Annotated in this window: 22 protein-coding genes and 1 tRNA gene; 6 read left to right on the forward strand and 17 right to left on the reverse strand. The window is 65.7% G+C overall.

Features of this window, described 5'->3' with window-relative positions; translation table 11 throughout:
* Nucleotides 1-93 precede the first annotated feature (93 nt).
* Nucleotides 94-1,734 carry a lysine--tRNA ligase gene (locus EDE08_RS27390; RefSeq protein WP_131871843.1) on the forward strand — a complete coding sequence of 547 codons (1,641 nt, stop codon included), beginning with the start codon at nucleotides 94-96 and terminating at the stop codon, nucleotides 1,732-1,734.
* Nucleotides 1,735-1,910: 176 nt separating this feature from the next.
* Here the strand turns inward: EDE08_RS27390 and EDE08_RS27395 are convergent, their stop codons facing one another.
* Together EDE08_RS27395 and EDE08_RS27400 are read right to left on the reverse strand one after the other, a co-directional pair.
* Nucleotides 1,911-2,663, reverse strand: coding sequence for a carbonic anhydrase (locus EDE08_RS27395; RefSeq protein ID WP_131871844.1), 753 nt, complete (start codon nucleotides 2,661-2,663; stop codon nucleotides 1,911-1,913).
* Between the two features lie 138 nt (nucleotides 2,664-2,801).
* Complete coding sequence (locus tag EDE08_RS27400) at nucleotides 2,802-3,458, reverse strand: S24 family peptidase (RefSeq protein ID WP_131871845.1); 657 nt, start codon at nucleotides 3,456-3,458, stop codon at nucleotides 2,802-2,804.
* A 273-nt stretch (nucleotides 3,459-3,731) separates the two neighbouring features.
* Here EDE08_RS27400 and EDE08_RS27405 point away from each other — a divergent pair, with 273 nt between their 5' ends.
* Entirely contained in the window at nucleotides 3,732-4,076 is a 345-nt protein-coding gene (locus tag EDE08_RS27405; RefSeq protein ID WP_061879635.1) for a DUF952 domain-containing protein, read from the forward strand.
* Nucleotides 4,073-5,170, forward strand: coding sequence for a quinone-dependent dihydroorotate dehydrogenase (locus tag EDE08_RS27410; RefSeq protein ID WP_131871846.1), 1,098 nt, complete (start codon nucleotides 4,073-4,075; stop codon nucleotides 5,168-5,170). Before EDE08_RS27405 ends, EDE08_RS27410 begins: the two co-directional genes overlap by 4 nt.
* 85 nt (nucleotides 5,171-5,255) lie before the next feature.
* On the opposite strand, the gene EDE08_RS27415 is transcribed toward EDE08_RS27410, so the two are convergent.
* The 5 genes from EDE08_RS27415 to EDE08_RS27440 form a co-directional block, all read right to left on the reverse strand.
* The gene (locus EDE08_RS27415) at nucleotides 5,256-6,635 is read right to left on the reverse strand and encodes an MATE family efflux transporter (protein ID WP_131871847.1); all 1,380 of its coding nucleotides are present in this window, start codon (nucleotides 6,633-6,635) and stop codon (nucleotides 5,256-5,258) included.
* A 1-nt stretch (nucleotide 6,636) separates the two neighbouring features.
* Entirely contained in the window at nucleotides 6,637-7,371 is a 735-nt protein-coding gene (locus tag EDE08_RS27420) for an MBL fold metallo-hydrolase (RefSeq protein WP_131871848.1), read from the reverse strand.
* 21 nt (nucleotides 7,372-7,392) lie between these two features.
* Complete coding sequence (locus EDE08_RS27425; RefSeq protein ID WP_131871849.1) at nucleotides 7,393-7,698, reverse strand: DUF6460 domain-containing protein; 306 nt, start codon at nucleotides 7,696-7,698, stop codon at nucleotides 7,393-7,395.
* Between the two features lie 290 nt (nucleotides 7,699-7,988).
* On the reverse strand, nucleotides 7,989-9,866 hold the full coding sequence (locus EDE08_RS27435; protein WP_131871850.1) for an ATP-dependent DNA ligase: 1,878 nt from the start codon (nucleotides 9,864-9,866) through the stop codon (nucleotides 7,989-7,991).
* Nucleotides 9,863-10,900 (reverse strand): ligase-associated DNA damage response exonuclease, encoded by a 1,038-nt coding sequence (locus tag EDE08_RS27440; protein WP_131871885.1) that lies wholly within the window; start codon nucleotides 10,898-10,900, stop codon nucleotides 9,863-9,865. Before EDE08_RS27440 ends, EDE08_RS27435 begins: the two co-directional genes overlap by 4 nt.
* Before the next feature lie 59 nt (nucleotides 10,901-10,959).
* Between EDE08_RS27440 and EDE08_RS27445 the strand changes: the two genes are divergently transcribed.
* Both EDE08_RS27445 and EDE08_RS27450 read left to right on the forward strand, forming a co-directional pair.
* Complete coding sequence (locus EDE08_RS27445; RefSeq protein ID WP_131871851.1) at nucleotides 10,960-11,886, forward strand: class I SAM-dependent DNA methyltransferase; 927 nt, start codon at nucleotides 10,960-10,962, stop codon at nucleotides 11,884-11,886.
* 115 nt (nucleotides 11,887-12,001) lie between these two features.
* Nucleotides 12,002-13,231 carry an ABC transporter substrate-binding protein gene (locus EDE08_RS27450; RefSeq protein WP_131871852.1) on the forward strand — a complete coding sequence of 410 codons (1,230 nt, stop codon included), beginning with the start codon at nucleotides 12,002-12,004 and terminating at the stop codon, nucleotides 13,229-13,231.
* A gap of 178 nt (nucleotides 13,232-13,409) precedes the next feature.
* On the opposite strand, the gene EDE08_RS27455 is transcribed toward EDE08_RS27450, so the two are convergent.
* From EDE08_RS27455 to EDE08_RS27500, 10 genes are all read right to left on the reverse strand, one after another.
* Nucleotides 13,410-14,261, reverse strand: a complete 852-nt coding sequence (locus EDE08_RS27455; RefSeq protein WP_131871853.1) for an amidohydrolase family protein — start codon at nucleotides 14,259-14,261, stop codon at nucleotides 13,410-13,412.
* 4 nt (nucleotides 14,262-14,265) lie between these two features.
* The gene (locus tag EDE08_RS27460) at nucleotides 14,266-15,243 is read right to left on the reverse strand and encodes an aldo/keto reductase (protein ID WP_131871854.1); all 978 of its coding nucleotides are present in this window, start codon (nucleotides 15,241-15,243) and stop codon (nucleotides 14,266-14,268) included.
* Between the two features lie 99 nt (nucleotides 15,244-15,342).
* Nucleotides 15,343-16,275 carry a sugar-binding protein gene (locus EDE08_RS27465; protein WP_165936211.1) on the reverse strand — a complete coding sequence of 311 codons (933 nt, stop codon included), beginning with the start codon at nucleotides 16,273-16,275 and terminating at the stop codon, nucleotides 15,343-15,345.
* Between the two features lie 94 nt (nucleotides 16,276-16,369).
* A complete protein-coding gene (locus tag EDE08_RS27470; RefSeq protein ID WP_165936220.1) occupies nucleotides 16,370-17,452 on the reverse strand; it encodes an ABC transporter permease in 1,083 nt (360 codons plus the stop codon).
* Nucleotides 17,452-18,210, reverse strand: a complete 759-nt coding sequence (locus EDE08_RS27475; RefSeq protein WP_131871857.1) for an ATP-binding cassette domain-containing protein — start codon at nucleotides 18,208-18,210, stop codon at nucleotides 17,452-17,454. Before EDE08_RS27475 ends, EDE08_RS27470 begins: the two co-directional genes overlap by 1 nt.
* A gap of 12 nt (nucleotides 18,211-18,222) precedes the next feature.
* Nucleotides 18,223-19,542, reverse strand: coding sequence for a xylose isomerase (xylA, locus tag EDE08_RS27480; RefSeq protein WP_131871858.1), 1,320 nt, complete (start codon nucleotides 19,540-19,542; stop codon nucleotides 18,223-18,225).
* Nucleotides 19,539-20,996 carry a xylulokinase gene (gene xylB, locus EDE08_RS27485; RefSeq protein ID WP_131871859.1) on the reverse strand — a complete coding sequence of 486 codons (1,458 nt, stop codon included), beginning with the start codon at nucleotides 20,994-20,996 and terminating at the stop codon, nucleotides 19,539-19,541. Before xylB ends, xylA begins: the two co-directional genes overlap by 4 nt.
* Before the next feature lie 81 nt (nucleotides 20,997-21,077).
* Nucleotides 21,078-22,121 carry a LacI family DNA-binding transcriptional regulator gene (locus EDE08_RS27490; RefSeq protein WP_131871860.1) on the reverse strand — a complete coding sequence of 348 codons (1,044 nt, stop codon included), beginning with the start codon at nucleotides 22,119-22,121 and terminating at the stop codon, nucleotides 21,078-21,080.
* Between the two features lie 93 nt (nucleotides 22,122-22,214).
* A complete protein-coding gene (locus EDE08_RS27495) occupies nucleotides 22,215-22,688 on the reverse strand; it encodes a GNAT family N-acetyltransferase (RefSeq protein ID WP_165936221.1) in 474 nt (157 codons plus the stop codon).
* A gap of 19 nt (nucleotides 22,689-22,707) precedes the next feature.
* Nucleotides 22,708-23,289 (reverse strand): helix-turn-helix domain-containing protein, encoded by a 582-nt coding sequence (locus tag EDE08_RS27500; RefSeq protein WP_131871862.1) that lies wholly within the window; start codon nucleotides 23,287-23,289, stop codon nucleotides 22,708-22,710.
* A gap of 199 nt (nucleotides 23,290-23,488) precedes the next feature.
* On the opposite strand from EDE08_RS27500, the gene EDE08_RS38625 reads away from it, so the two are divergent.
* Nucleotides 23,489-23,584 (forward strand) — tRNA-OTHER (locus EDE08_RS38625).
* Nucleotides 23,585-23,693: the final 109 nt, after the last annotated feature.

Here is a 23,693-nt window from a genome sequence, read left to right on the forward strand (position 1 = left end):
AACGGGGAGAGGGAGTAAGCGCGGCGACGGCCGCACCAACTTTTGCATTCTGCCGGGAAATCGCTATTTTCCGCGGCCCGGAGGCCCTTCTTGATGTCCGTTATCGATCCCAGCCTGAGCCCGAGCGATCTGCGTGCGCTCGCCGAACAATCCAACGCCTGGCCGTTCGAGCAGGCGAGGGCCATCGTCGCGCGGCTGAAGAAGAGCCCGAAGGACGAGGTGCTGTTCGAGACCGGCTACGGGCCGTCGGGCCTGCCGCATATCGGCACGTTCGGCGAGGTCGCGCGCACCTCGATGGTGCGCCATGCCTTCCGCGTGCTCACCGAGGACAAGATCAAGACCCGCCTGCTCGCCTTCTCCGACGATATGGACGGCCTGCGCAAGGTGCCCGACAACGTGCAGAACAGAGCGCCGCTGGAAGCCAATCTCGGCAAGCCGCTGACGCGCGTTCCTGATCCTTTCGGCACGCATGACAGCTTCGGCGCGCACAACAATGCGCGGCTTCGCGCCTTTCTCGACCATTTCGGCTTCGACTACGAGTTCGCGAGCTCGACCGACTACTACACGTCCGGCCGCTTCGACGCGACGCTGTTGAAGATGCTCGCCGCCTACGACAAGGTCATGGCGATCATCCTGCCGACGCTGGGTCCCGACCGCCGCGCCACCTATTCGCCGTTCCTTCCGATCAGCAGGACAACCGGTGTCGTGCTGCAGGTACCGATGATCCGCCGCGACGTCGCGGCCGGTACGGTGACCTATGTCGATCCTGATACGAACCAGGAAGTCGAAACGCCCGTCACCGGCGGCAACGTCAAGTGCCAGTGGAAGGCCGACTGGGCGATGCGCTGGGTCGCGCTCGGCGTCGATTACGAGATGGCCGGCAAGGACCTGATCGATTCCGTGAAGCTCTCCGGCGCCATCGCCAGGGCGCTCGGCGCCACGCCGCCGGAGGGTTTCAACTACGAGCTCTTCCTCGACGAGAAGGGCCAGAAGATCTCGAAGTCGAAGGGTAACGGCCTCACCATCGACGAATGGCTGCGCTACGCCTCGCCGGAATCGCTGTCGCTGTTCATGTATCGCGAGCCGAAGGCGGCCAAGCGGCTGTATTTCGACGTCATCCCGCGCAACGTCGACGACTACCAGCAGTTCCTCGACGGCTTTGCCAAGCAGGACGGCAAGCAGCAGCTCGGCAATCCGGTCTGGCACATCCACAACGGCAAGCCGCCGAAGGGTGACATGCCCGTCACCTTCCAGCTGCTCTTGTCGCTGGTCTCGTCGTCGAACGCGGAGAATGCCGAGACGCTGTGGGGCTTCATCGGTCGCTATCGTCCCGGCGTGAGCCCGCAGACGCATCCGAAGCTCGACGCGATGGTGGGCTACGCCATCAACTACTATCGCGACTTCGTCGCGCCGACGAAGCAGTTCCGGGTGCCGACAGACAGCGAGCGCGCCGCGCTCCAGGATCTGCGCGATGCGCTGTCGCAGTTGGCGCCGGACGCTTCGGCCGAGGACATCCAGAACGTCGTCTACGAGGTCGGCCGCCGCGAGCCGTTCCTCGATCAAGTCAAGAAGGGCAAGGACGGCCGCCCCGGCGTCACGCTCGACTGGTTCAACATGCTCTACCAGGTTCTGCTCGGCCAGGAGAAAGGCCCGCGTTTCGGCTCGTTCGTCGCCGTGTACGGCGTGCAGAATGCCGTCAACATGATCGACGGCGCGCTGGCGCGGAGCGCGTGAGGCTACGACATTCTCCCTGGTCGTCCCGGCGAACGCCGGGACCCATAACCTCAGGGAGAAGTCAGGCGAAGATTCGTAGTTGCGCTTAAGTCGGGACGAAGACCGCCACTCTTCGATAGATCACGCGGTAAGGCTCCCGGCGTTCGCCGGGACGACACCGTTGATTGGACGGCCCCTCAGGTCGACCTCAGCACGTAGCGCCGGTTGTCCTTCTGCACCGGGCGCGCGTTCATCGGATAGAGCTTTGCGAACGCGGCGACATCGGCGCTGGCAACCTGGATCGGGTCGGTCAGCAGCAACCATTCCACCACTTCCGAGCAGGGCGGTGTCGTCAGCGAGCCGGGATAGCGGAAATAGCCGAGCCGCTGCGGCAGCATGGCGCGAGGATCGATGGCGGCGTCGGCTTTCACGGCAGGCCCTTCCGCCGCCGGCATGGTCTTGACGATCTTGCCGAAGGCTGCGTTCGGCCTGCCCTCGGCCATCAGCACGCCGACCACCGCGAGCCCGCCGGCCTCGTTGCGGTGGACGAAATGCGCCTCCATCGGAAAATTCTTGCCGCCGATCATGTGCTCGCTCGGCCGGTGGAAGTGCACCTGAAGCAATTTGTACTTGACGTTGCCGAGCATCAAGCTGCTGCCTTCGGCGAAGTTGAGCTGGATCGTGTGCCCGTTGTTGACGATGGTGTCGGCGCTCTTGCCCCAGTTCAGCTTCAGAACGGGCAATTGCGACTTGATCGTCGCCTCGATGTCGATCGGCGACTGTTGCAGGCCGACCGCGCAGGCCTTGTTGGCCGCATCGAGATCGCCCCATTTGGCCGGACCGCCGACGCCCTCATAACTCCAATGCGTGCCTTCGGCGGCGAAAGCCGGCTTGCAGAGCGGACATAGCGCAAGACCCGCCAGGGCCTTCAATGCGTGACGGCGATTCATCTTTATCCCCCAAAGACAAACTGGATCGACAATATCGGCTGCAGCCTATGCAAGAGGAGCGGTGAGTCGCAAGGTCGCTCGCTGCGGGCCGCGGCGCGGTGGTGTCACCGCACCTGGCACCATGCCGACGGAAGGCAATTACTGGCTCGCCCACAGGATCCGCGCAATCCACGCCACATCGCTCGCCGCCAGCGCGCGTTCGGCCTGCGTCCCATCGAGCGCCTGAAGCTCCAGCGCCTTTGCAGTGCGGCGCTTCAGCGTCGCGACCGTCACCTCGCCCGCCTTGCTCCTCACCACCACGCGATCGCCTTTGCGGATCTGCGCACCGGGCGAGACCAGGACGATGTCGCCGTTGCGATAGACGGGTGCAAGCGCATTGCCGGAAATCTCCAGCGCAAAGGTGTGGCCATCCTCGGTGGCGGGAAGCGCGATCTCGGTCCAGCCCCTGCCGGATGGAAGGCCGGCCTCGTCGAAGACGCCGCTCATCCCGGCCTGCGCGAAGCCGAGCAGCGGCACCGAGCGCCCGTCGCCTGCGCCGTCATGGTCGATCAACTTCGCAAAGCTGTCGATCGAGGCGCCGGCCGCGGCCAGCGCCTTTGCGATCGATTCGGTCGAAGGCCAGCGCTCGCGGCCGTCGGCGGTGATGCGCTTGGACCTGTTGAAGGTGGTGGGGTCGAGCCCGGCACGCTTGGCAAGCCCGGACGGCGACAACCCGGCGCGCGCCGCCAGCCGATCCAGCGCGGCCCAGATCTGGTCGTGAGTCAGCATCCTCTGCGCTTTGGCCTGTCTGACCATGGAAGGTCCAGCCCGTCGCAACTCAGGAAAACTATCCTCAAATCAACCGGTTTTCCGGTTTTCGCGCAAGAGGTGGCGAAGTAGTACCGGTTCGCGTCACGAAAGCGCGTCAAAACGAGAATCCAGAGTCCCGGACCGATTTCATCGGACCGGAAAAGACTCTGGGTCTTGAGTTCGGAAGGGACGGCCTTTACGGTCGCGCCGGGGTTTTGCGGACCCGCGTGAGACGAAAAAACCCAAAGAACTCAAAGAACAAACAAGGCTGCGAAAGCGGTGGTCAAGATCTACAAAATCTGTCCGGCCTCGGCCTGGCGCGAGGCGGAACGGCAGGGTGTCTACCGGGGCAGCGCGGACGACGCGCGCGACGGGTTCATCCATTTCTCGACCGCTGCCCAGGTTCCCGAGACCCTGCGCAAGCACTATTTCGGACAGCGTGCGCTGTTCCTGGTCGAGGTTGACGGCGACGTGCTCGGCAGCGAGCTGCGTTGGGAGCGCTCGCGCAACGACGAGCTGTTTCCGCATCTCTATGGCGAGCTCGATGTCGGCGCGGTGATCGCGGTGATCAACCTCAACATACGCTCCGACGGCGGTCACGACGTCCCGGAGCTGCTACCGTGATCCGCGCGTTCGACGCCTTTTCGCTGCCGGTGCTGCGCTGGCTCGATCCCGAGGATGCGCATCGCCTCGCGATCCAGGGCCTGCGCTTCCTGCCGCCGGCCAAGCCGCGTGCCGATGATCCCAAGCTCGCGGTGCGCGCCTTCGGGCTGAACTTTCCCAATCCGATCGGCATGGCCGCGGGCTTCGACAAGAGCGCCGAGGTTCCGGACGCGCTGTTGCGACTCGGCTTCGGCTTCGTCGAGATCGGCTCGGTGACGCCGAAGCCGCAAGAAGGCAATCCGCGGCCGCGGCTGTTCCGGCTCGAGCGCGACGAGGCGATCATCAACCGCATGGGCTTCAACAATGACGGTGCGGAGGCGGCTCTGCGCCGGCTTGCAGCGCGTGCGCAGCACGGCGGCATCGTCGGCGTCAATGTCGGCGCCAACAAGGATTCGCCGGACCGTGTCGCCGACTACGTCAAGCTGATCGAGACCTTTGCGCCGGTGGCGAGCTATTTCACCGTCAACGTCTCCTCGCCGAACACGCCGGGCCTGCGCAACCTTCAGGAAGGCGCGCTGCTCGACGATCTCCTCGCGCACGTGATCGACGCCCGCGAGCGGGTGCGCCAGAAGGCGGGCGACACGCCGGTGCTGCTCAAGATCGCGCCGGATTTGAGCCTTGCCCAGCTCGACGACATCGTACAGGTCGCGCGTTCGCGCCGGGTCGACGGCATGATCGTGTCGAACACCACGATCGCGCGGCCGAGCACGTTGCGTGAGCAGGTGCGGGCGAAGGAGCAAGGCGGCCTGTCCGGCCGGCCGCTGTTCCGTCTGTCGACGCGCATGGTCGCGGAAACCTATGTGCGCGTCGAGGGTGCGTTCCCGCTGATCGGCGTCGGCGGCGTGGACTCGGGCGGCGCCGCGCTGACGAAGATCCGCGCCGGCGCCAGCCTGATCCAGCTCTATTCGTCGCTGGTCTACAAGGGTCTCGGCCTCGTCGACGAGATCAAGCGCGACCTGACCTCAACGCTGCTCCGCACGGGGAGGGATTCGCTGGCCGAGATCGTCGGCGCCGACGCGGCGACGCTGACGGCGGAAGACTGGCCGAGGATGTAGCTCTTCGCCTCTCCCCGCTTGCGGGGAGAGGCCGGAATTTGCGAAGCAAATTCCGGGTGAGGGGGACTCTCCGCGCGTCCAACTCTCACCGTCCTTGCGGAGACTCCCCCTCATCCCAACCTTCTCCCCGCAAACGGGGAGAAGGAGAAGAAAACGTCGCCCGATAAAGCGCCGGATAGCGCGCACCCTGCAAGCCGCCGCGGGCGACGTAGAACGCAATCAGCGCGCACCACAATCCGGCATTGCCGAACGATTGCAGCGCCAGCCAGACGCCGAAAAAGATCGCGAGCGAAGCCAGCATCAGATTGCGCATCTCGCGCGCCCAGGTCGCGCCGACATAGATGCCGTCGAAGCCGAAGGCGAACACGCCGGGGATCGGCGCAAGCACGATGAACGGCAGGAACTCGCGCGCGGCGCGGCGAACATCCTCACTGGCCGTCATGACATTGATCAGATCGGGGCCGAACAGCGCGAACAGCACGGCGACGACCAGCGCGAAGCCGAGGCCCCAGAGCAGCACCAGCCTGGTCGAATCCGCAAATCCCTTGGCGTCGCGCGCGCCAAAACTGCGGCCGCAGAGCTGCTGGGCTGCGTTAGCGAGGCCGTCGAGGAAGAAGGCGCTGACCAGGAGGAAATTGTTGAGCACGGAGTTTGCTGCCAGCGTGACGTCGCCGGCGCGCGCGCCCTTGGCGGTGAAGAACAGGAACACGGCGATCAGCGCCGCCGTGCGGATCATGATGTCGGAGTTCACTGCCAGCAGACGCATCAGTTTTGTGCGATTGAACAGCGTAGCCCTGGGCACCCTGAAGCCACCGTCCGCATAGCGCCGGCAGACGACCACGCCGAGCACGAAGCCGATCGTCTCCGAGAGCAGCGCGGCGATCGCCGCGCCGGCAATGCCGGTGTCGTAGACGAGCACCAGCAGGATCGTCGCCACCATGTTGATGACGTTGATGACGACCTGGAGCGCGAGGGCGGGATTGGCGCGGGCCTGCCCGACCAGCCAGCCGAGCACGACGTAATTGGCGAAGGCGAATGGCGATGACCAGATCCGGATCATGAAATAGGTTTTCGCCGCGCGCGTCACGCCTTCGCTGCCGCCCATCAGGTCGAACAGCACCGAGGTCAGCGGCAGTTGCAGCGCGATCAGGCCGGTGCCGATCAGGCCCGCAACGATGAAGCCGCGCACCAGGATCGCGGTCTGCTCGCGCGTCTCGCTGGCGCCCAGCGCCTGCGCGGTGAAGGCGAGCGTACTCATGCGCAGGAAGCCGAACAGCCAGAACAGGCAGTCGAAGATGACGGAGGCCATCGCGACGCCGCCGAGCAGCGCGGCATCGTCGAGCCGTCCGATCGCGGTGGTCGAGACCACGCCGATCAGCGGCGTGGTCAGGTTCGCGACCATCGCCGGGCCCGCGATGGAGAACACCTGTCGGGAGCTGATCCTGGGATGAACCGGTGCGTGCATGTCAGAACACGAGCACCATGCCGTCCTCTGCAGCGAGATGCGGCACTTCGCCCAGACGCGACAGCATGTCCTCGCTCATATGGGTGAGGACGAGCCGCTTGGCGCCGATCGCGGGCAGATGCTGTTCCAAGGTCTTCAGGCTGAGATGGTTCTTGACCACCTTCTCGTACATGTAGGCTTCCGCAATGAAAAGGTCCACGCCATGCGCCAGCGGAATGAGCGTCTCCGTCCATTCGGTATCGGCGCTATAGGCGAGCGTGCGGCCCTCGGCCTCGACGCGATAAGCCAGGAAGGGCCCGCCGGATTCGCCGTGCACGACCGGATAGGGCGTCACCGTCACCGCGCCGAAGCTTTGGCCTTGCCCGGGGGCGAGCTCGATCACGTTCAGCTCGAACCGCTGTTGGGTCTTCGAGGAATGCTCGAACAGCGCATCCATCACCTGGGCCAGCCGCGGCGCGATGCCTTGCGGACCCGCGATCGTCAACGGCCGCGTCCGCCGCGAGAATTGCGCGTCGAGCAGGACAAACGGTAGCCCGCCAAAATGGTCGCCGTGGAAATGCGTGATCAGGATCAGATCGATCTCGTTGCAGTCGATCTCGAGCCGCTTCAGCGCCGGCAGAGCCGACGCGCCGCAATCGATCAGGAAATTGGCCTCGCGCCCCGAGACATGAAAGCAGGTGTTGAGCCTGCCGCCGGAGCCGAAAGCATCGCCGCAGCCGACAAAGCGCAATTGCATCGGCAGCGAGCCCTCAAAATCTCACCGGCCGCGCGGCGCGCCGAAGACACGCGAGAGCAGCCAGATCGGGATCACGATGACGGCGCCGAGCAGGAAGTAACGCCACAGCCAGTTCACGGCATCGAAGCCGAGATCCCAGAGACGCTGGAACAGGAGACGAATGCTGGTGATGATGTTCCAGGGGTCGAAGCCGATCGCGGCCAGCACGACGCCGACCAGGATCGAGAGCAGAACCAGGCGAAACGCGACCGCCAGCGGGGAGCCGCCGAGAAAGCGGTGCAGGCCGTCGCTGCGGCCGGCCGGAAAATCTCTGACGTCTTGGACCATCGCGAACTCCTCAGGGGGATTCGATCCCATTATAGGGCACGGCGAGGCACATGGGGAACCCGCAAGCGGCGTCAATCGAGTTACGGGAGTTTAATTCGGGCAAACGTGTGCCGCGAGCTCCCTGTAACCTCTCCCGCTTGCGGGAGAGGTCGCGCCGAAGGCGCGGGTGAGGGTTCTCGCCTCTGGGGGAATCCCACTGCGGAGACAGCCCTCTCCCCACCCCTCTCCCGCAAGCGGGAGAGGGAGCGGACTGCGTTCGCAGCGGCGATCGAACCTGACCTCAGAACGCCTCACATTTCGATCTCCGCCGCTTCCGCTTTCAGCATCTTCTCCAGCGTTTCCAGCCGGTCGGCCTCGCGCGGCGGCTTGTCCCAGCGCAAGCGGCTGATGCGGGGAAAGCGCATGGCGACGCCGGACTTGTGTCGTGGCGAACGTTGCAGCCCCTCGAACGCGACCTCCAACACCAGCCCCTTGTCGCCCTCGTGCACGACATGACGCACGGGGCCGAACTTTTCCGTGGTGTTGCGGCGGACGAAGCGGTCGATCTGGAGCAGTTCCTCGTCCGTGAAGCCGAAATAGGCCTTGCCGACCGGCACCAGTTCGTCACCGCCATCGCCCTCGGTCCAGACGCCAAAAGTGTAGTCGGAATAATAGGACGAGCGCTTGCCGTGGCCGCGCTGGGCATACATCAGCACGGCGTCGATGATGTGCGGGTCGCGCTTCCACTTCCACCATTGGCCCTTCGGCCGCCCGGGCAGATAAGGCGCATCGCGCCGCTTCAGCATCACGCCTTCGACGGCGTCCGCATCCTCGCCGGCACCTGCGCTCGCCGGATCGGCGCGCGCGGCGGTCAGCGCGTCCCAGCTTGCGAAAGGGACCGTGGGCGACAGGTCGATCCGGGGATCGTCGAGCTTCCCAACGAATCTCTCCAGCCGTTCGCGTCTCTCGGCAAAAGGCAGCTCGCGCAGATCATTCTCGTCGTCGCCAAGCAGATCGTAGGCGCGAAGGTGGATCGGAAACTCCTTGATCAGCTTCGGCGAGACGACCTTGCGGTTGAGGCGCTGCTGCAGGACGTTGAAACTCTGCACGCGGCCCTCGCGCAGGATCAGGAGCTCGCCATCGATGGCGCCGGGCAGGTGCAGCGACGGCACGAGGTCGGGGAAGCTCCCCGTGATGTCCTCGCCGGTGCGCGAATAGAGCCGCGCCGTGATTCGGCCGCGATCGTCCCGCCCCGCCACCGCCTGCACGCGGATGCCGTCCCACTTCCATTCGGCGATGTAGTCGGCGGGATCGAGCGCGGCGAAATCCGTGTCCTCGATCGCATGCGCCAGCATCACGGGCCGGAACGGCGCGGGATCGCGATTGACGGGCTTTTCGGCGCGTCCCTCCAGCCAGGCGAACAGGTCGAGATAGGGCGGGATGAGGCCCGGCCAGATCAGCTCGACCTCATGCGGGTCCTTGTCGCCGAGTGCGGCGGCCGCGGTCTTGGCGAGGCGCGCGGAGATGCCAATCCGAAGCGCGCCGGTGACGAGCTTCAGCAGCGCCCAGCGGCCGGTCTCATCCAGTTCGTCAAGCCAGCGCTCGAGCTGCTTCGGCAACTCGGTCTTTCCGAGCGTGCGCAGCGTGGTGACGACTTCGGTGAGGGATGGCGGCGGTGGGTTGTTGTGGTTGCTTGGATGGAGCACATCGCGGGCATCTCGCCCGCGGTACCCCCCTCCCTGCCCCTCCCCCACAAGGGGGGAGGGAACGGTGAGAGCAGCGCGTCCATCACCCGCTACATCATCCGCGGCCTTCGAGCCCGTCTGCCGCGGCGCCCGCGGCTGCGCTCCCTCCCCCCTTGTGGGGGAGGGCTGGGGAGAGGGGTAGCCCGGAAAAGATTCGCTGTTGTTTGCGTCGCGCCGAGGCCACATCAGCGCCACCGTCTCCGAGAGATCGCCGACATAATCATAGGAGAGCCCGAACAGCACCTCGTCCGTGCGCGATGCAATGAGATCGCGGATCAGCGCGGGCTTGGCATGCTTGAAGCTGAACGCGCCGGTCAGCGCGGCCAGCGCATAGCCGCGGTCGGGATCACCGACCTCGCGGAAATAGCCGGTGATCAGCCGCAGCTTGTTGTTGCGGCCGGGCTCGTAAGCGAGGCGGTCGAGCAGTTCGGCGAAGCGGTTCATGCTTCGGCCTCGTCTGGAATCGGCGTCTCGCTCTCCTCCTCGTCGCCGTAGCCGACGAGATCGAGCGGCCGCGCTTTCAGGCCTTTGCTTCGGCACCAATGCACCAGCGCATCTTCCTGGCCGTGAGTGACCCAGATCTCGCCCGCGCCGGTCGCGGCGATCGTAGAGGTAAGGCCGTCCCAATCGGCGTGGTCGGAGATCACCAGCGGCAATTCCACGCCGCGCTGGCGCGCCCGGGCGCGCACGCGCATCCACCCGGACGCGAAGGCGGTGACGGGATCGGGAAAACGCCGCGTCCAGAGATCGGAAGTCGCCGAGGGCGGCGCCAGCGTGATGGTGCCGGCAAGGGCCGACTTCTTCACGCCCTTCACCGGCCTCAGCTCGCCGAGCGCGATCCCGCGGCTCTGGTAATAGTGCGTGATCTTCTCCATGGCGCCATGCAGGTAGATCGGCGCGTCATAGCCGGCCTGCCGCAGCAGCGCGATCACGCGCTGCGCCTTGCCGAGCGAATAGGCGCCGACCAGATGCGCGCGCTCCGGAAACAGCGCGACGGAGGCCAGCAGCTTCTTCACTTCGTCGGCGGCATCGCCATGGCGGAATACCGGCAAGCCAAAAGTGGCCTCGGTGATGAAGACGTCGCAGGGCACCAGCTCGAACCGGGTGCAGGTCGGATCGGCCGCGTCCTTGTAGTCGCCGGAGGCGACGATGCAGGTGTCCTGGCACGTCACCGCGACCTGCGCCGAGCCCAGCACATGGCCGGCCGGGTGAAATCTGACGCGGACGTCGCCAAGCCGAATCTCCTCGCCATAGCGGATGGCTTGCGTCGAGCCGGCAAAATTCTCGCCGTAGCGCAGCCGCATCATGTCGAGCGTTTCCTGTGTCGCCAGCACCGCGCCATGGCCGGCGCGGGCATGGTCGGAATGGCCGTGGGTGATCACGGCGCGCTCGACCGGCCGGACAGGATCGATATGAAAGCCGCCGGGCTTGCAGCACAGGCCGGCAGCAGTTGGCAGCAGGATGTCTTGGGGACGCATATCTGTCATATAGGTTGCGCCGCATTTTCTTCGAGTCTTTCGCTTTTCATGGTTCCCCGATGCCGCTCCGCCTGTTCCAATCCTCCGGCGACCTCATGGCCGACCGCCGCTTCGAGTTCGCGCGCGACCTTCAGCTCAAGGGCGACCTGGCCGCGGCGGCCGATCTGATCGAGCAGGCGATCGAACTCGCTCCGAACTTCACCTCGGCCTGGTTCACGCTCGGCGAGATCCGTCGGCAGCTCGGCGAGCGCGACAAGGCCATCGAAGCCTTCCGGAAAGCGCGCGAGTCCGATCCCGAGGATCAGCACGGCGCCGGCCTGCACCTGATGCGGCTCGGCGACGTACAGATGGCGGAGATGCCCAAGGCCTATGTGCAAACGCTGTTCGATCAATACGCGCCGCGCTTCGAGCACACGCTGATCAACGATCTCGGCTATCGCGGCCCGAGCCTGATCTTCAAGGCGGTGCTGGCCGCGCGCGGCGCCGCCAAGAAGCCGGCCTACTTCAAGCGCACGATCGATCTCGGCTGCGGCACCGGGCTTGCGGCCGCCGCCTTCGCCAAGCAGGTCGACCACTTCATCGGCGTCGACCTGTCACCGGGCATGATCAAGGAGGCTCGCGCGACCAACCTCTATGCCGAGCTCGAGATCGCCGACATGATCGAAGGCTTGCGCACCAAGGCGGACGCGAGCGCAAATCTCGTCGTCGCTGCGGACGCCTTCGTGTATCTCTCCGATCTCGCACCGGTGCTGACCGAAGCCAGGCGCGTGCTCGCGTCCAGCGGCGTGCTCGCCTTCACGCTGGAGACTCATGACGGCGGCGGCATCGTGCTCGGCGAAGGCCTGCGCTATGCCCACTCCGCGGAATATGTCCGCGACGCGATTGCCAAGGCCGGCCTCGAGCTGCTGACACTGGAGCTGGCCTCGCCGCGCATCGAGAACAACGAGCCGGTGCGCGGCCTCGTCGTCGTCGCCGAGAAAACTTGAGTCTAGGCGCTAGCACCGCGCAATATGAGCGTCATTGCGTCGCAAAGTTGCGACTCCCCACTTGCGAGCCGAGCTGCGTTGTCAGCACAATGCCCTCGCTAGGGAGAAACAAATAATGACGAAGAATCCATCGCGGCGCGATTTCAGCGCCGGCGCGCTCGCCACCATCGCTGCATCCAGCTTGCCTGCGCCTCATGTCTGGGCCGCGGAGAAGAAATACGACGCGGGCGCCAGCGACACCGAGATCAAGATTGGGCAGACCGTGCCGCATTCCGGCCCCGGCTCGCTCTATGGCGTGCTCGGGCGCATCGGCGAAGCCTACTTCCAGATGCTGAACGAGAAGGGCGGCATCAACGGACGCAAGGTCAAGTTCCTCACCATGGACGACGCCTACAGCGCGCCGAAATGCGTCGAGGCGACGCGGCGCCTGGTCGAGCAAGAGGAAGTGCTGGCGCTCTATGGCTCGCTCGGCACCGCGCCGCAGACCGCCGTGCACAAATACCTGAACTCCAAGGGCGTGCCGCAGCTCCTGCTCAACACCGGCGCATCGAAGTGGAACAACCCAAAAGAGTTCAAATGGACGATGGCGGGGCTGCCGCTCTATCCGACCGAGGCGCGCATCCTGGCCCGGCACGTCGTCAGCGTGAAGCCGAACGCGAAGATCGGCATCCTCTATCAGAACGATGATTTCGGCCGCGACTTCCTGGGCCCGTTCAAGAAGGTGCTGGCCGATGCCGGCGGTACCGCCCAGGTGATCATGGAGCAGACCTACGATCTCACCGAGCCGACCGTCGATTCCCAGCTCATCAACCTCTCGAAGTCGGGCGCCGACGTCTTCTACAACATCTCGACCGGCAAGGCGTCGTCGCAGTCGATTCGTAAAGTGGCCGAGCTCGGCTGGAAGCCGCTGCAATTGCTGTCGGCGGGCTCGACCGGCCGCTCCATCCTGAGCGCCGCAGGCCTCGAGAACGCCGCCGGCATCGTCGCCATCCGCTACAACAAGGAGGTCGGCCTGCCCAAATGGGAGAAGGACCCCGACGTGATGGCGTTCGAGGAGCTGCGCAAGAAGTACACGCCGGCGATCGACCCCGACAACACCATCGCCTTTGCCGGCTACGGCCAGGCCGTGACCATGGGCGAGATCCTGCGCCGCTGCGGCGACGAGCTCACCCGCGCCAACGTGCTGAAGCAGGCATCGACGCTCGCGGGCTTCCACTCGCCCTACTTCCTCGACGGCGTCACCTACAGCTACACGCCCGAGAACTACACGCCGATGAAGACGCTGTTCATCTCCACCTTCACCGGCAAGGACTGGGACATCTCCGACAAGCCGATGTCGGAGTAGGACCTGGCGCGTTGCTTCCCCTCTCCTGCTCCGCCAGGAGAGGAAGGCGCCGACGCTTCGAGCTAGAGCGGAATGACTTTAGGTCCAATCGATTGCCGCGGCTCGTTCACCTCTCCCGCAAGCGGGAGAGGGAGCGCACCTCCGTCTTTGTAGCGATCGAGCCTCATTTCATCGCGCTCTAAGCGGCGATAGCCAGCCGATAAGCCTGCGTCGCATTCACACCAAAAGCCTTGTCGCGCACGCGCGGGCCAAGCCTCGCCAGGCAGGCCTCCAGCGCGGTCTTGATCTCGCCGTAACTTCCCGCAAGCAGGCATACCGGCCAGTCCGAGCCGTAGATCAGCCTGTCCTCCCCGAAGCATTTCGCGGCGTGCTCGACGAACGGAAACAGGCGCTCCGCATCCCAGTCATTCCAGACCGCCTCGGTCGCCAGGCCTGAGATCTTGCACCAGACATTGCCGCAAGCCGCCAGCGCTGCGATGCCGTCGGTCCATTCGGCGCTGCCGCCGTCGGCGATCGGCGGCTTGGCAGCGTGGTCCAGCACGAAGCGCGCTTGCGGAAAGGCCTGCGCCGTTGCGATCGCGGCCGGCAGCTCGCGGGTGCGGACGAGAAGATCGTAGGCGAGATCGCGGGTGAAAACAGCCGTGAGGCCGCGCTGCACATCCTCGCGGAGCAGCCAATCCGGATCAGCCTCGTCGTGGACCTGATGACGAATTCCCACCAGCCTGCCGCCGCCGGGCAAGGCGCGCAGGCGATCAAGCGTTTCGTCGAGGGCGCCATCGGTCAGATCGGCCCAGCCGACCACGCCGACGACGAAGGGATTTTCGTGCGCGATGTGCAGGAACTGCTCGGTCTCCTCCAGCGCGGAGCGGCATTGCACCAGGATGCTTGCGTCGATGCCATTGGCCTTCATGAGCGGCACGAAATCGGCGGGACCGAAGGCGCGGCGGATCGGGCCGAGTTCGTCCGCCTCCATCCAGGGATAGTCGGCGCGTGCCGGGTCCCAGAAATGCTGGTGGCCGTCGATGATCATGCCCTTACGCCCCGCCCGGCAGCGGCGCCCGCGCATCGACGAACTTTCTCGCACGCAGTTCCTGCCAGAACGCGGCCGGCACCGCTTTCTCCGACATTGCGATATTGTCGGCGACCTCCGCTTCATTGCGCACGCCCATCACGGCGACCGTCACCGCCGGATGCGCCATGCAGAACTGGAGCGCGGCGGCTTTCAGCTCGGTGCCGTGCCTGCGGCAGAGCGCGTCGAGCTCGAGCGCACGCGCGACGAGCGCCGGATCGGCGTCCTGATAGTTGAATTTCGCGCTCGTGTGGGGATCGGCCAGGATGCCGCTGTTGTAGATGCCGCCGAGCAGAATGCCGATACCCTTCGCCTGACAGACCGGAAACAGCGCATCCAGCGCGCCCTGATCGAGCAGCGTGTAACGCCCGGCGAGCAGGAAGCAGTCGACCGGCACGGCCTCGGCGAAGCGGACCAGCATCTCCGACTGGTTCATGCCGGCGCCGATCGCCTTGACCGTGCAGTCCTCGCGCAGGCGCTGCAGCGCGCGGAAGGCGCCGCTGACGGCGTCGTCATAATGGTCGTCAGGATCATGCACGAGCAGGATGTCGACGCGGTCGAGCCCAAGGCGCGCCAGGCTCTCCTCGACCGATCGCATCACCCCGTCATGGCTGAAATCGAACACCGGCCGCTCCCGCGGCGTGCCCTTGTAGTGCTCGTCCTCGGCGGCAGCGCCATCCGGTGCGCGCAGCAGACGGCCGACCTTGGTCGAGATGACGTAGGAGTCGCGCGGCTGCTGCCGCAGGAATGCGCCCAGCCGCCGCTCGGCAAGGCCAAAGCCATAGAGCGGCGCGGTGTCGAAGAAGCGGATGCCGAGAGACCAGGCCCTTTCAATCGTTGCTTGCGCATCGACATCGCTGACGGGGGAGAACAATCCGCCGAGCGGGGCGGAACCGAGGCCGAGTGAGGTGACGTCGAGAGCGCCGAGCCGTGACCTTTTCATTCCCATTGCCTTCCAGCAGTCTTCTTCCAGACAGTCCAAATCATCTCTCCCGCTTGCGCAAATCGCAAGCGGGAGAGGAGCGCGGGGCTGGCGGCGCGCCTACTTCAACATCTGTGCGACGTTGTCCTTGGTGACGAGATCGAGGCCGGTGTAGACGATCTCCGGTACTTTCTCGCCCTTCTTGATGGCGAGCAGCGTGTCCATCGCCTTCTCGCCCATCTCGAACGGGCGCTGGCCGACCAGCGCATTGACATAACCGTCGCGCAGCAGCTCGAGCTGCATCTTCAGCGTATCGGCCACGACCAGCGTGAACTTGCCGGAATCGATGTCCTTCTTGTTCCTGGATGCGAAGGCCTTGAAACCCTCGGGAGCAAACATCGGCCAGCCGCCGATGGGAACGATGGCGGCGAGGTCGGGCGTTGCGGTGCGCATGTCCGTCATCTGCTGGACCGCGAGCGCGGGATCGTCGTTGCAGAAGGTCGGGGAGCCCGCGACCTCGGTCCACTTCGAGCCCTTCAGCGCCTCGCGCACGCCATCGACGCGCTCGGCGAGGTTCTTGGCGCCGGGACCGCCCGAGACCATGGCGTATTTGCCGCCATCGGGCCGCATCTTCAGGAGCTGCTTGCCGAGAGCCAGGCCGAACTCCTTGTTGTTGGTGCCGATATAGGCGATGCGCTTGGAGCCCGGCGCATCGGCATCGAAGGTGATGACGGGGATGCCGGCGGCGGTTGCCGCCTCGATCGACTTGGTCATAGCCGCGACGTCGGCGACCGAGATGGCGAGACCGTCGACCTTCTGGGTGACGAAGTCCTGGATGATCTGGGCCTGCGTCGCCGGCTCATGCTCCACCGGCCCCTTGTAGATGCACTCGATGTTGCCGAGCTCCTTGGCGCGCTTGAGGCAGCCATCGCGCGCGAAGTCGAAGAACGGGTTGTTCATCGCCTTGGGGACGATCACGAAGCGGTAGTTCGCGGCGAACGCCGGCGTAGCCATCATCGCAACGGCGATGCCGGCAAGAAGAAGTTTCCTCATTATCTCCTCCACCCTTCTCTAGCGCCCATCCTGTCAGAAGCGTCCGGGAAGCGGACGGGCGGCATCTTGGTTGCCCTCCCGGAACGACGTCACGTCAATTCATCCGCGAGCGGATACGGTCGACCAGCACAGCAAGGATGATGATCACGCCCACCAGCGTCTGCTGCCAGTAGGAGCTGACCTGCGCCAGCACGAGACCGTTGCGGATCACTTCCAGCAGCACGCAGCCGACGATGGCCCCGAGCGGGCCGCCAATGCCGCCGGCGAGGTTGGCGCCGCCGATCACGGCCGCCGCGATCACGTTGAGCTCGTAAGATGTCGCCATATTGGCCGGCGCCGACCCGAGCCAACCGGAGATGATGATGCCCTGGAGCCCCGCAGCGAGCGCGCAGATCACGTAGACCTCGATCTTCACCCGCACCACCGGAATGCCGGTGAGCTCGGCCGCCTTCTCGTTGCCGCCGAGCGCGAAGACGTGGCGGCCGAACGAGGTGTGATGCAGCACCACGGCCATCGCCAGCGCGAGGATCACGAGATAAATGAAAGGCACGGGCACGCCGAGTACATCGCCCGAGGTCGCGGCGTAGAAATAGTCGGCGTCCGGGCCACCCGGAAAGCTGCCACGGCCGTTTGAGACGACGTAGCCGAGCCCGCGCACGATCGAGAGCATGCCGAGCGTGGTCACGAAGGGCGACAGCCCGAGCACGGCGATGCAGAAGCCGTTGACGAGGCCGGCGATCAGCGCCACGCCGAGGCCGGCGACGATCGAGACCAGCAGGATCAGCCCGGGCACATTGGCGAGCACGGTCTTGCCGTCGGCCGCCATGTGCACGAACAGCGCGCCCGCGGGCGAGCCGGGCGTCGACAGCTCGGTCATCACCATCGAGGTGATCATGGCGGAGAAGCACATCATCGAGCCGACCGAGAGGTCGATGCCGCCGGTGATGACCACGAAGGTGACGCCGAGCGTCGCAATGGCGATGAAGGAAAAATTCTTCGCCACATTCTGCATGTTGCCTTCGGTGAAGAAGTAGGGGCTGGCGAAATGCATGATCACCAGCAGCACGGCCAGCGCGAGCAGGACATAGCCGGTCTGGGAGGCGAAGATGCCGCGCTGCCACCACCTGATCTTGCCTACATTGGTGAAGGTGATCGGGGATTCCATGGGCATGGCCATCATGCCGCCTCCTTCGCGCCGGTGATGAGAGCGGTGACTTCCTCCGGTGAGGTCTCGTGGATCGGCTTGTCGGCCCGCTTCTCGCCGCGGCGCATGACGATGACGCGGTCGCACACCGCGAACACGTCGGGCATGCGATGCGAGATCAGCATCACGGCGACCCCCTGCTCCTTCAACCGGTGAATCAGGCCGAGCACCTGCTCGACCTGGCGCACCGAGATGGCGGCGGTCGGCTCGTCCATCATCACGAGCCTGGCGTTGGACAGCCGCGTCCGCGCGATCGCGACCGCCTGGCGCTGGCCGCCCGACATCTGCTTGACGAGATCGTCGGGGCGCGTCTCCGAGCGCAGCTCGCCGAACAGCTCCAGCGCGCGCGCCGCCATTGCCTTGTGATCAAGCAAGGCGATCGGTCCGAATTTGCGCTTCAGCTCGCGGCCGAGAAAGACGTTGGCTGCCGCCGTCAGATTGTCCGATAGTGCGAGGTCCTGATAGACCACCTCGATGCCGACAGCGCGGGCATCGACCGGGCGGTTGAAGTGGACCGTGCTGCCGGCAAAGCGGATCTCGCCGTGGGTGGGACGGAAATTGCCGGCAATGATCTTGACCAGCGTCGACTTGCCGGCGCCGTTGTCGCCCATCAGGCCGACCACTTCGCCGGGGAAGACCTGCATCTCGACATCGTGCAGCGCGCGGATCGCGCCGAACTCCTTGCCGATGCCGGTCAGCTCGAGGACCGGTGTTGCGTCGGTCTTTGCCATCAGCGATCCTCCTCAGACGTAGCGGTTGACGAGGGATTCCAGATATTCCTGCCGGCCCGAGCGCGGCTGCGGGTCGAAGCCGGGACTCATGGCGCGGTCGGCGAGATCGGCGAGCGAGCGCTGGCCGCCGAGAATGGCGCGCCCCTCGGGGCCGGCCCACCCGTCGTAACGCTTGGCAAGCGGCTCGGTGAGGACGGCGGCATCGATCATGTCGGCGGCGGCGAGGAAGGCACGCGCGCAGGCATCCATCGAGCCGACATGGGCATGGATCAGATCGTCGGCGTCGATGGACTGGCGGCGGATCTTGGCGTCGAAATTGAGACCGCCCGAGGTGAACCCGCCGCGGTTCAGGATCTCGTGGAACACCAGCGCGAGCTCGCCCACGTTCATTGCGAACTGGTCGGTGTCCCAGCCGAGCAGATCGTCGCCGCGGTTGATGTCGAGCGAGCCGAAGACACCGAGCGCCTCGGCGAGCGCGACCTCGTGATGGAAGGAGTGGCCGGCGAGGATGGCGTGGTTCTGCTCGATGTTGAGCTTGACGTCGTTCAGGAGATCGTAGCGCTCGAGGAAGCCGTAGCAGGTGGCGACGTCGAAATCATATTGATGCTTGGTCGGCTCCTTCGGCTTCGGCTCGATCAAGATCGGTCCCTTGAAGCCGATCCTGTGCTTGTGCTCGACGACGAGCGAGAGGAAGCGGCCGAGCTGGTCGAGCTCGCGCTTGAGATCGGTGTTCAGCAGCGTCTCGTAGCCCTCGCGCCCGCCCCACAGCACGTAGTTCTCGCCGCCGAGCCGGTGCGTCACCTCCAGCGCGGCGCGGACCTGGCCCGCGGCATAGGTGAAGATATCAGGGTCCGGATTGGTCGCGGCGCCCGCCATGTAGCGGCGGTGTGAGAACAGGTTTGCGGTGCCCCAGAGCAGGCGCACTTTTGCGGAAGCCATCCTCTGCTCGAACAGATCGGCGATCGCGTTGAGGTTGGCGACGGATTCCGCGAGCGTGGCGCCTTCCGGCGCCGCATCGACGTCGTGGAAGGTGAAGAACGGCACGTCGAGCAGGCGGAACAGCTCGAAGGCGACGTCAGCCTTGGCGCGCGCCATCGCCATCGCGTCGGTGCCGTGGTGCCAGGGCCGCAGGAACGTCTCCCCGCCGAAGGGATCGCCGCCCGGCCAGCATAGGGAATGCCAATAGCAGACTGCAAAGCGCAGATGATCCTCGAGCCTGCGGCCATGCACGAGCCGGTCCTTGTCGTACCAGCGGAAGGCGGCTTGTTCCGCATCCTTGCCGCCGAAGGCGACGGGTGCGCTTGCATCGAAGAACTTGGCTGACGCGTTCACTTAACGGCCTCCTTCAATGCTGGATAAAGCGCGCGCCACCGCCGATAGGCCTCGTCATAGGCCGAAGCGACGGATGCACGGGGCGTGAAGGTCGCGAGTCGCCGCGGACGGGTGCAGACCTCCGCTGCGGCTTCGCCGGTGGCCGCGATGCGGGCGAGCCGTGCAGCGCCGAGCGCGGCTCCGACCTCGCCTTCTTCGACGCGGTGAACGGGAATGCCGAGCACATCGGCGCAGATTTGCGCCCACAGCGCCGAGCGAGAACCGCCGCCGACGAGATCGACTTCGGCAATCGGCCCGCTCGCCGCGCTCAGCGCCGCCAGATTGTCGCGCGCGGCAAAGGCGACGCCCTCGAGCACGGCCTGGACGATCTGGCTCCGGCCGGTCGCACCGCGCAAGCCGACAAGGGCGCCGCTGGCTGCGGCATCGTTGTGCGGCGTGCGTTCGCCATCGAGATAGGGCAGGAATTTGATCGGGCTTGGTCCATCGACGCGCTCGCCGAGCGGCGCCAGCAGCGCTGCAGCCGGCGTTTCCATCACGCCTGCGAGCCACGCAAGTGAGGCCGCCGCCGACAGCATCACACCCATCTGATGCCAGAGGCCGGGCAGCGCGTGACAGAAGGCATGCACGACCGAAGCCGGCGCCGGGGCGAAGCGATCGGTGACACGGAACAGGACACCCGACGTGCCCAGCGACAAGAAGGCATCGCCCGGCACGATGGCACCGAGCCCGATCGCGCTGGCGGCATTGTCGCCGGCACCGCCCGCGACCACCACATCGTTCCGCATGCCCCAGCGCCGTGCGTAGTCCGGCGCGAGCACGGCGCTCACCTCGCTGCCCTCGACCAGGCGCGGCATGTGGTGCAGATCGAGTCCGGTGGCATGCAGCAGCAGGGCCGACCAACGACGCAGACCGACGTCCAGCCACAGCGTGCCTGATGCGTCCGACATGTCCTCGACCATCTCGCCGGTGAGGCGATAGCGGACATAGGCTTTCGGCAACAGCACCTTTGCCACGCGGTCGAAGATTTCGGGTTCATGCCGCGCGACCCATAGCAATTTCGGGGCAGTGAAGCCGGGCATCGCCAGATTGCCGGTGATCGTGTGCAGCGAGGGACAGCGCCGCTCCAGCGTGGCGCATTCGGCCTGCGAGCGACCATCGTTCCAGAGGATGGCCGGACGCAGCGGCCGGCCGTTCTCGCCGAGCAGCGTCGCGCCATGCATCTGGCCTGACAGCCCGATGCCACGAACCTGCGCAACCTCGCGCGGCTGGCGCGCGGCGAGATCGTCGATGGCGCCGATGGTCGCATCGACCCAGGCATCGGGATCCTGCTCGGACCACAGCGGTGCGGGATGCGACAGCGCAAGCTCGCGCGTTCCCGTCGCGACGACCGCGCCGGCTTCGCTCACCAGCACCGCTTTCACACCGGACGTGCCGATGTCGATCCCGAGATACACGCTATCCTCCCTTTTGCCTGCGGCGGTGCGCGATCTTGCGTCGCTTTCCCCGCAACGGGCCGTTCCGAAATCCGCCTGCCGCTAAGGCAGATTGTCCCGCATCACGATGTCGATCCTGATCTTCTCCTGTTCGCGCAGGATCGGCTCGCCGCGGGCGAGCGCCAGCAGCACGCGCACGGCCGCGCGCGCTTCATGTCCAGGGTTCTGCGAGATCGCAGCATCCATCACGCCCTGCAGCAGCAATCGGCGCGTCAGCGCCGTGACGTCGTGCCCGACGAACACCACCTGCTTGTCGCGGCCGGCCTCGCTCAACGCTTTGGCGACGCCTTGCGTGCCGGCACCAACGTTATAGAGGCCGACAATGTCGGCATGACTGCGGAGCAGCCGGCCCAGCAGCTGCTCCGAACGGTCGTCCTCGTCGCGCCCTTCCAGCACGGGCAGCACGCCGAGACCGGGGAATTCCGTCGCCATCACCTGGTTGAAGCCGAAGATGCGCTCGGCATGATCGCGCAGGCCCTGCGAGCCCGCGACGATCGCGACCTTGCCGGATCTTTGGCCGACCAGCCGCCCGACCAGCGCGCCGGCAGTGCGCCCCGCGGCGATATTGTCGATGCCGACATAATGGTGCCGGCGCGAGGATGGCACGTCCGAGACCAGCGTCACGACCTTGGTGCCGGCATCGACGAGATCGTTGATGGCAGCACGCACGCCGGGATGATCCAGCGCCACCACGGCAACGCCGTCGCAATCGCCCGACAATGCCTCCAGCGAGGCCGCGAGCGCGGAAGCGTCGAACACGTCGGTTGCGACCGTCTCGACGCTGAGGCGGCGGGCCGCCAGCCAGGCTGCCATCTCGCCGAGATAGGCCTCGATCTGCTGCATGAACGGGTTCGGCCCCGACGGCATCACGAAGGCGAAGCGACGGGCGCGGCCCCGGGCGAGCTCGGCGGCGGCCACATGCGGCTGGAATGAATTGCGTTCGATCGCCGCCTTGACGCGCCGCACCGTGTCCGGCCGCACGCCCGGGCGATTGTGCAGGACGCGGTCGACCGTGGCGAGGCTGACACCGGCCTCGCGGGCGATGTCCTTCAGCGTCAGCGCGGTCGGGGTGAGCGTCTCGGCCATGTCTGAAGGCTAGCAGAGGTGTTTTGAGGTGCGCAACTCATTTTGAGGCGATCTCGCTGATTTGCGTGCCTTGCGAGGGGACACGCTCCTGAGCTACCGGCGCACCGGCGCCGACAGGTCCAGCGTCAGGAACAGGCTGTTGGGATCTTCGACATAGCCCTCGAACGGGCCGCAGGCGACGAAACCGTGCGCAAGGTAGAGCGCGTGGGCCGGCCTGAAGTAGTCCCACGAGCCGGTCTCGAGGCTGAGCCGCGTCATGCCGCGCGCGCGGGCTTCCGCAATGATGTGGCGCAGCATCCGGCCGCCATAGCCGCGCCGCCGCGTGGTCTGAAGCGTGTGCATCGACTTGACCTCGCCGTGGCTCGTCGAAAGCGTCTTCAACGCGCCGGTGGTAACCAGTATCTCGCCGTCCCAGCCTGTCCAGAACGCGACATCGCTCGCCCGAAGGCCCGCCAAATCAAGCGCATGGGCGCTCCCCGGCGCGGTCTGCGCCCGCGCGGCGGCGACGTGATGATCGAGCAGCGCGATGACACGGGGATCAAAGGTGTCGCCGGTGCGGATCTGCATCGTCATGATCTCCACGCTCTCACATCTTGCCGTAGGAAGCGCCGCGCCGTGTGATGATGACGTAGCGCGCATCCTGCTTGGTCTCGTTCTCGAACATCACGGCGCGCATCACGTCGAAATCCAGACAATCGCCCTCACGCAGCCGCACCGCCTTGGCATCGATATGCACGGCGATGGTGCCCTCCAGCATCAGAATCTGCTGGGTGAAGGCGTTGCGGCCCCAGGGGCTGTAGGAGACGCGGGCCCCCGCCGGCAGGTCGACCACGATGATCTCGATGCCGCTCGCCGCGTCCGGCGGCGAGGCATGACGCCGCCGGTAGCCGCTGTCGGGATCGCGCCAATGCGGCTGGTCGGCAAGCCGCACCAGGCGCTCCGGCGGCTTCTCCGCCAGCGCGACGACGTCGCTGAGCGTGACGTCGAGCGCCGCGCAGAGCTTGTTGAGCAGCGCCGCCGTCGCACTGCTCTGAGCCCGCTCCACCCGCCCGATCATGGCCCTGCTGACGCCGGAGCGGCCCGCGAGCTCGTTCAACGTCATGCCTGCCTGCGTCCGCAGCGTCTTCAAGCGACGACCGATCGCGCGATCGAGTTTCTGTTGGTCCATTCGTTCTGGTCCTGCCGTTCGTCAGTGCGCTGCCCGGCGCAAGGACCCTGGCCACCGGACGAGAGGAGCTTAGGCCGGAGGAGCCGTGCGTGCGGCAGGCGAAGAGCTAATATATTAGAATGTGGGTGCGGCTGCTGTCGGGGCACGAGCCAGACCTTATCGTATTGCGAAATCAACGCGCGGCTACCAAATCTGTTGCTGCCGAGTAGCTCAACAGGCATAGAGCTGATCAACACTGATCGAATTACATGGTTGGAAATGCCAACAGATGGAGGTTCGATACCTCCCTCGGCGTCTAAAATGCCTGAACTAGAGCAAAATCTGACCGACTTGGATCGGGAGGGATTCCCATGGGAGTCAAAATCTGATTCACCCTGTGTGCTGGACGAGGAGGCCGGCACACA

The organism is Bradyrhizobium sp. R2.2-H, assembly GCF_004346455.1.
GTDB lineage: Bacteria > Pseudomonadota > Alphaproteobacteria > Rhizobiales > Xanthobacteraceae > Bradyrhizobium > Bradyrhizobium diversitatis.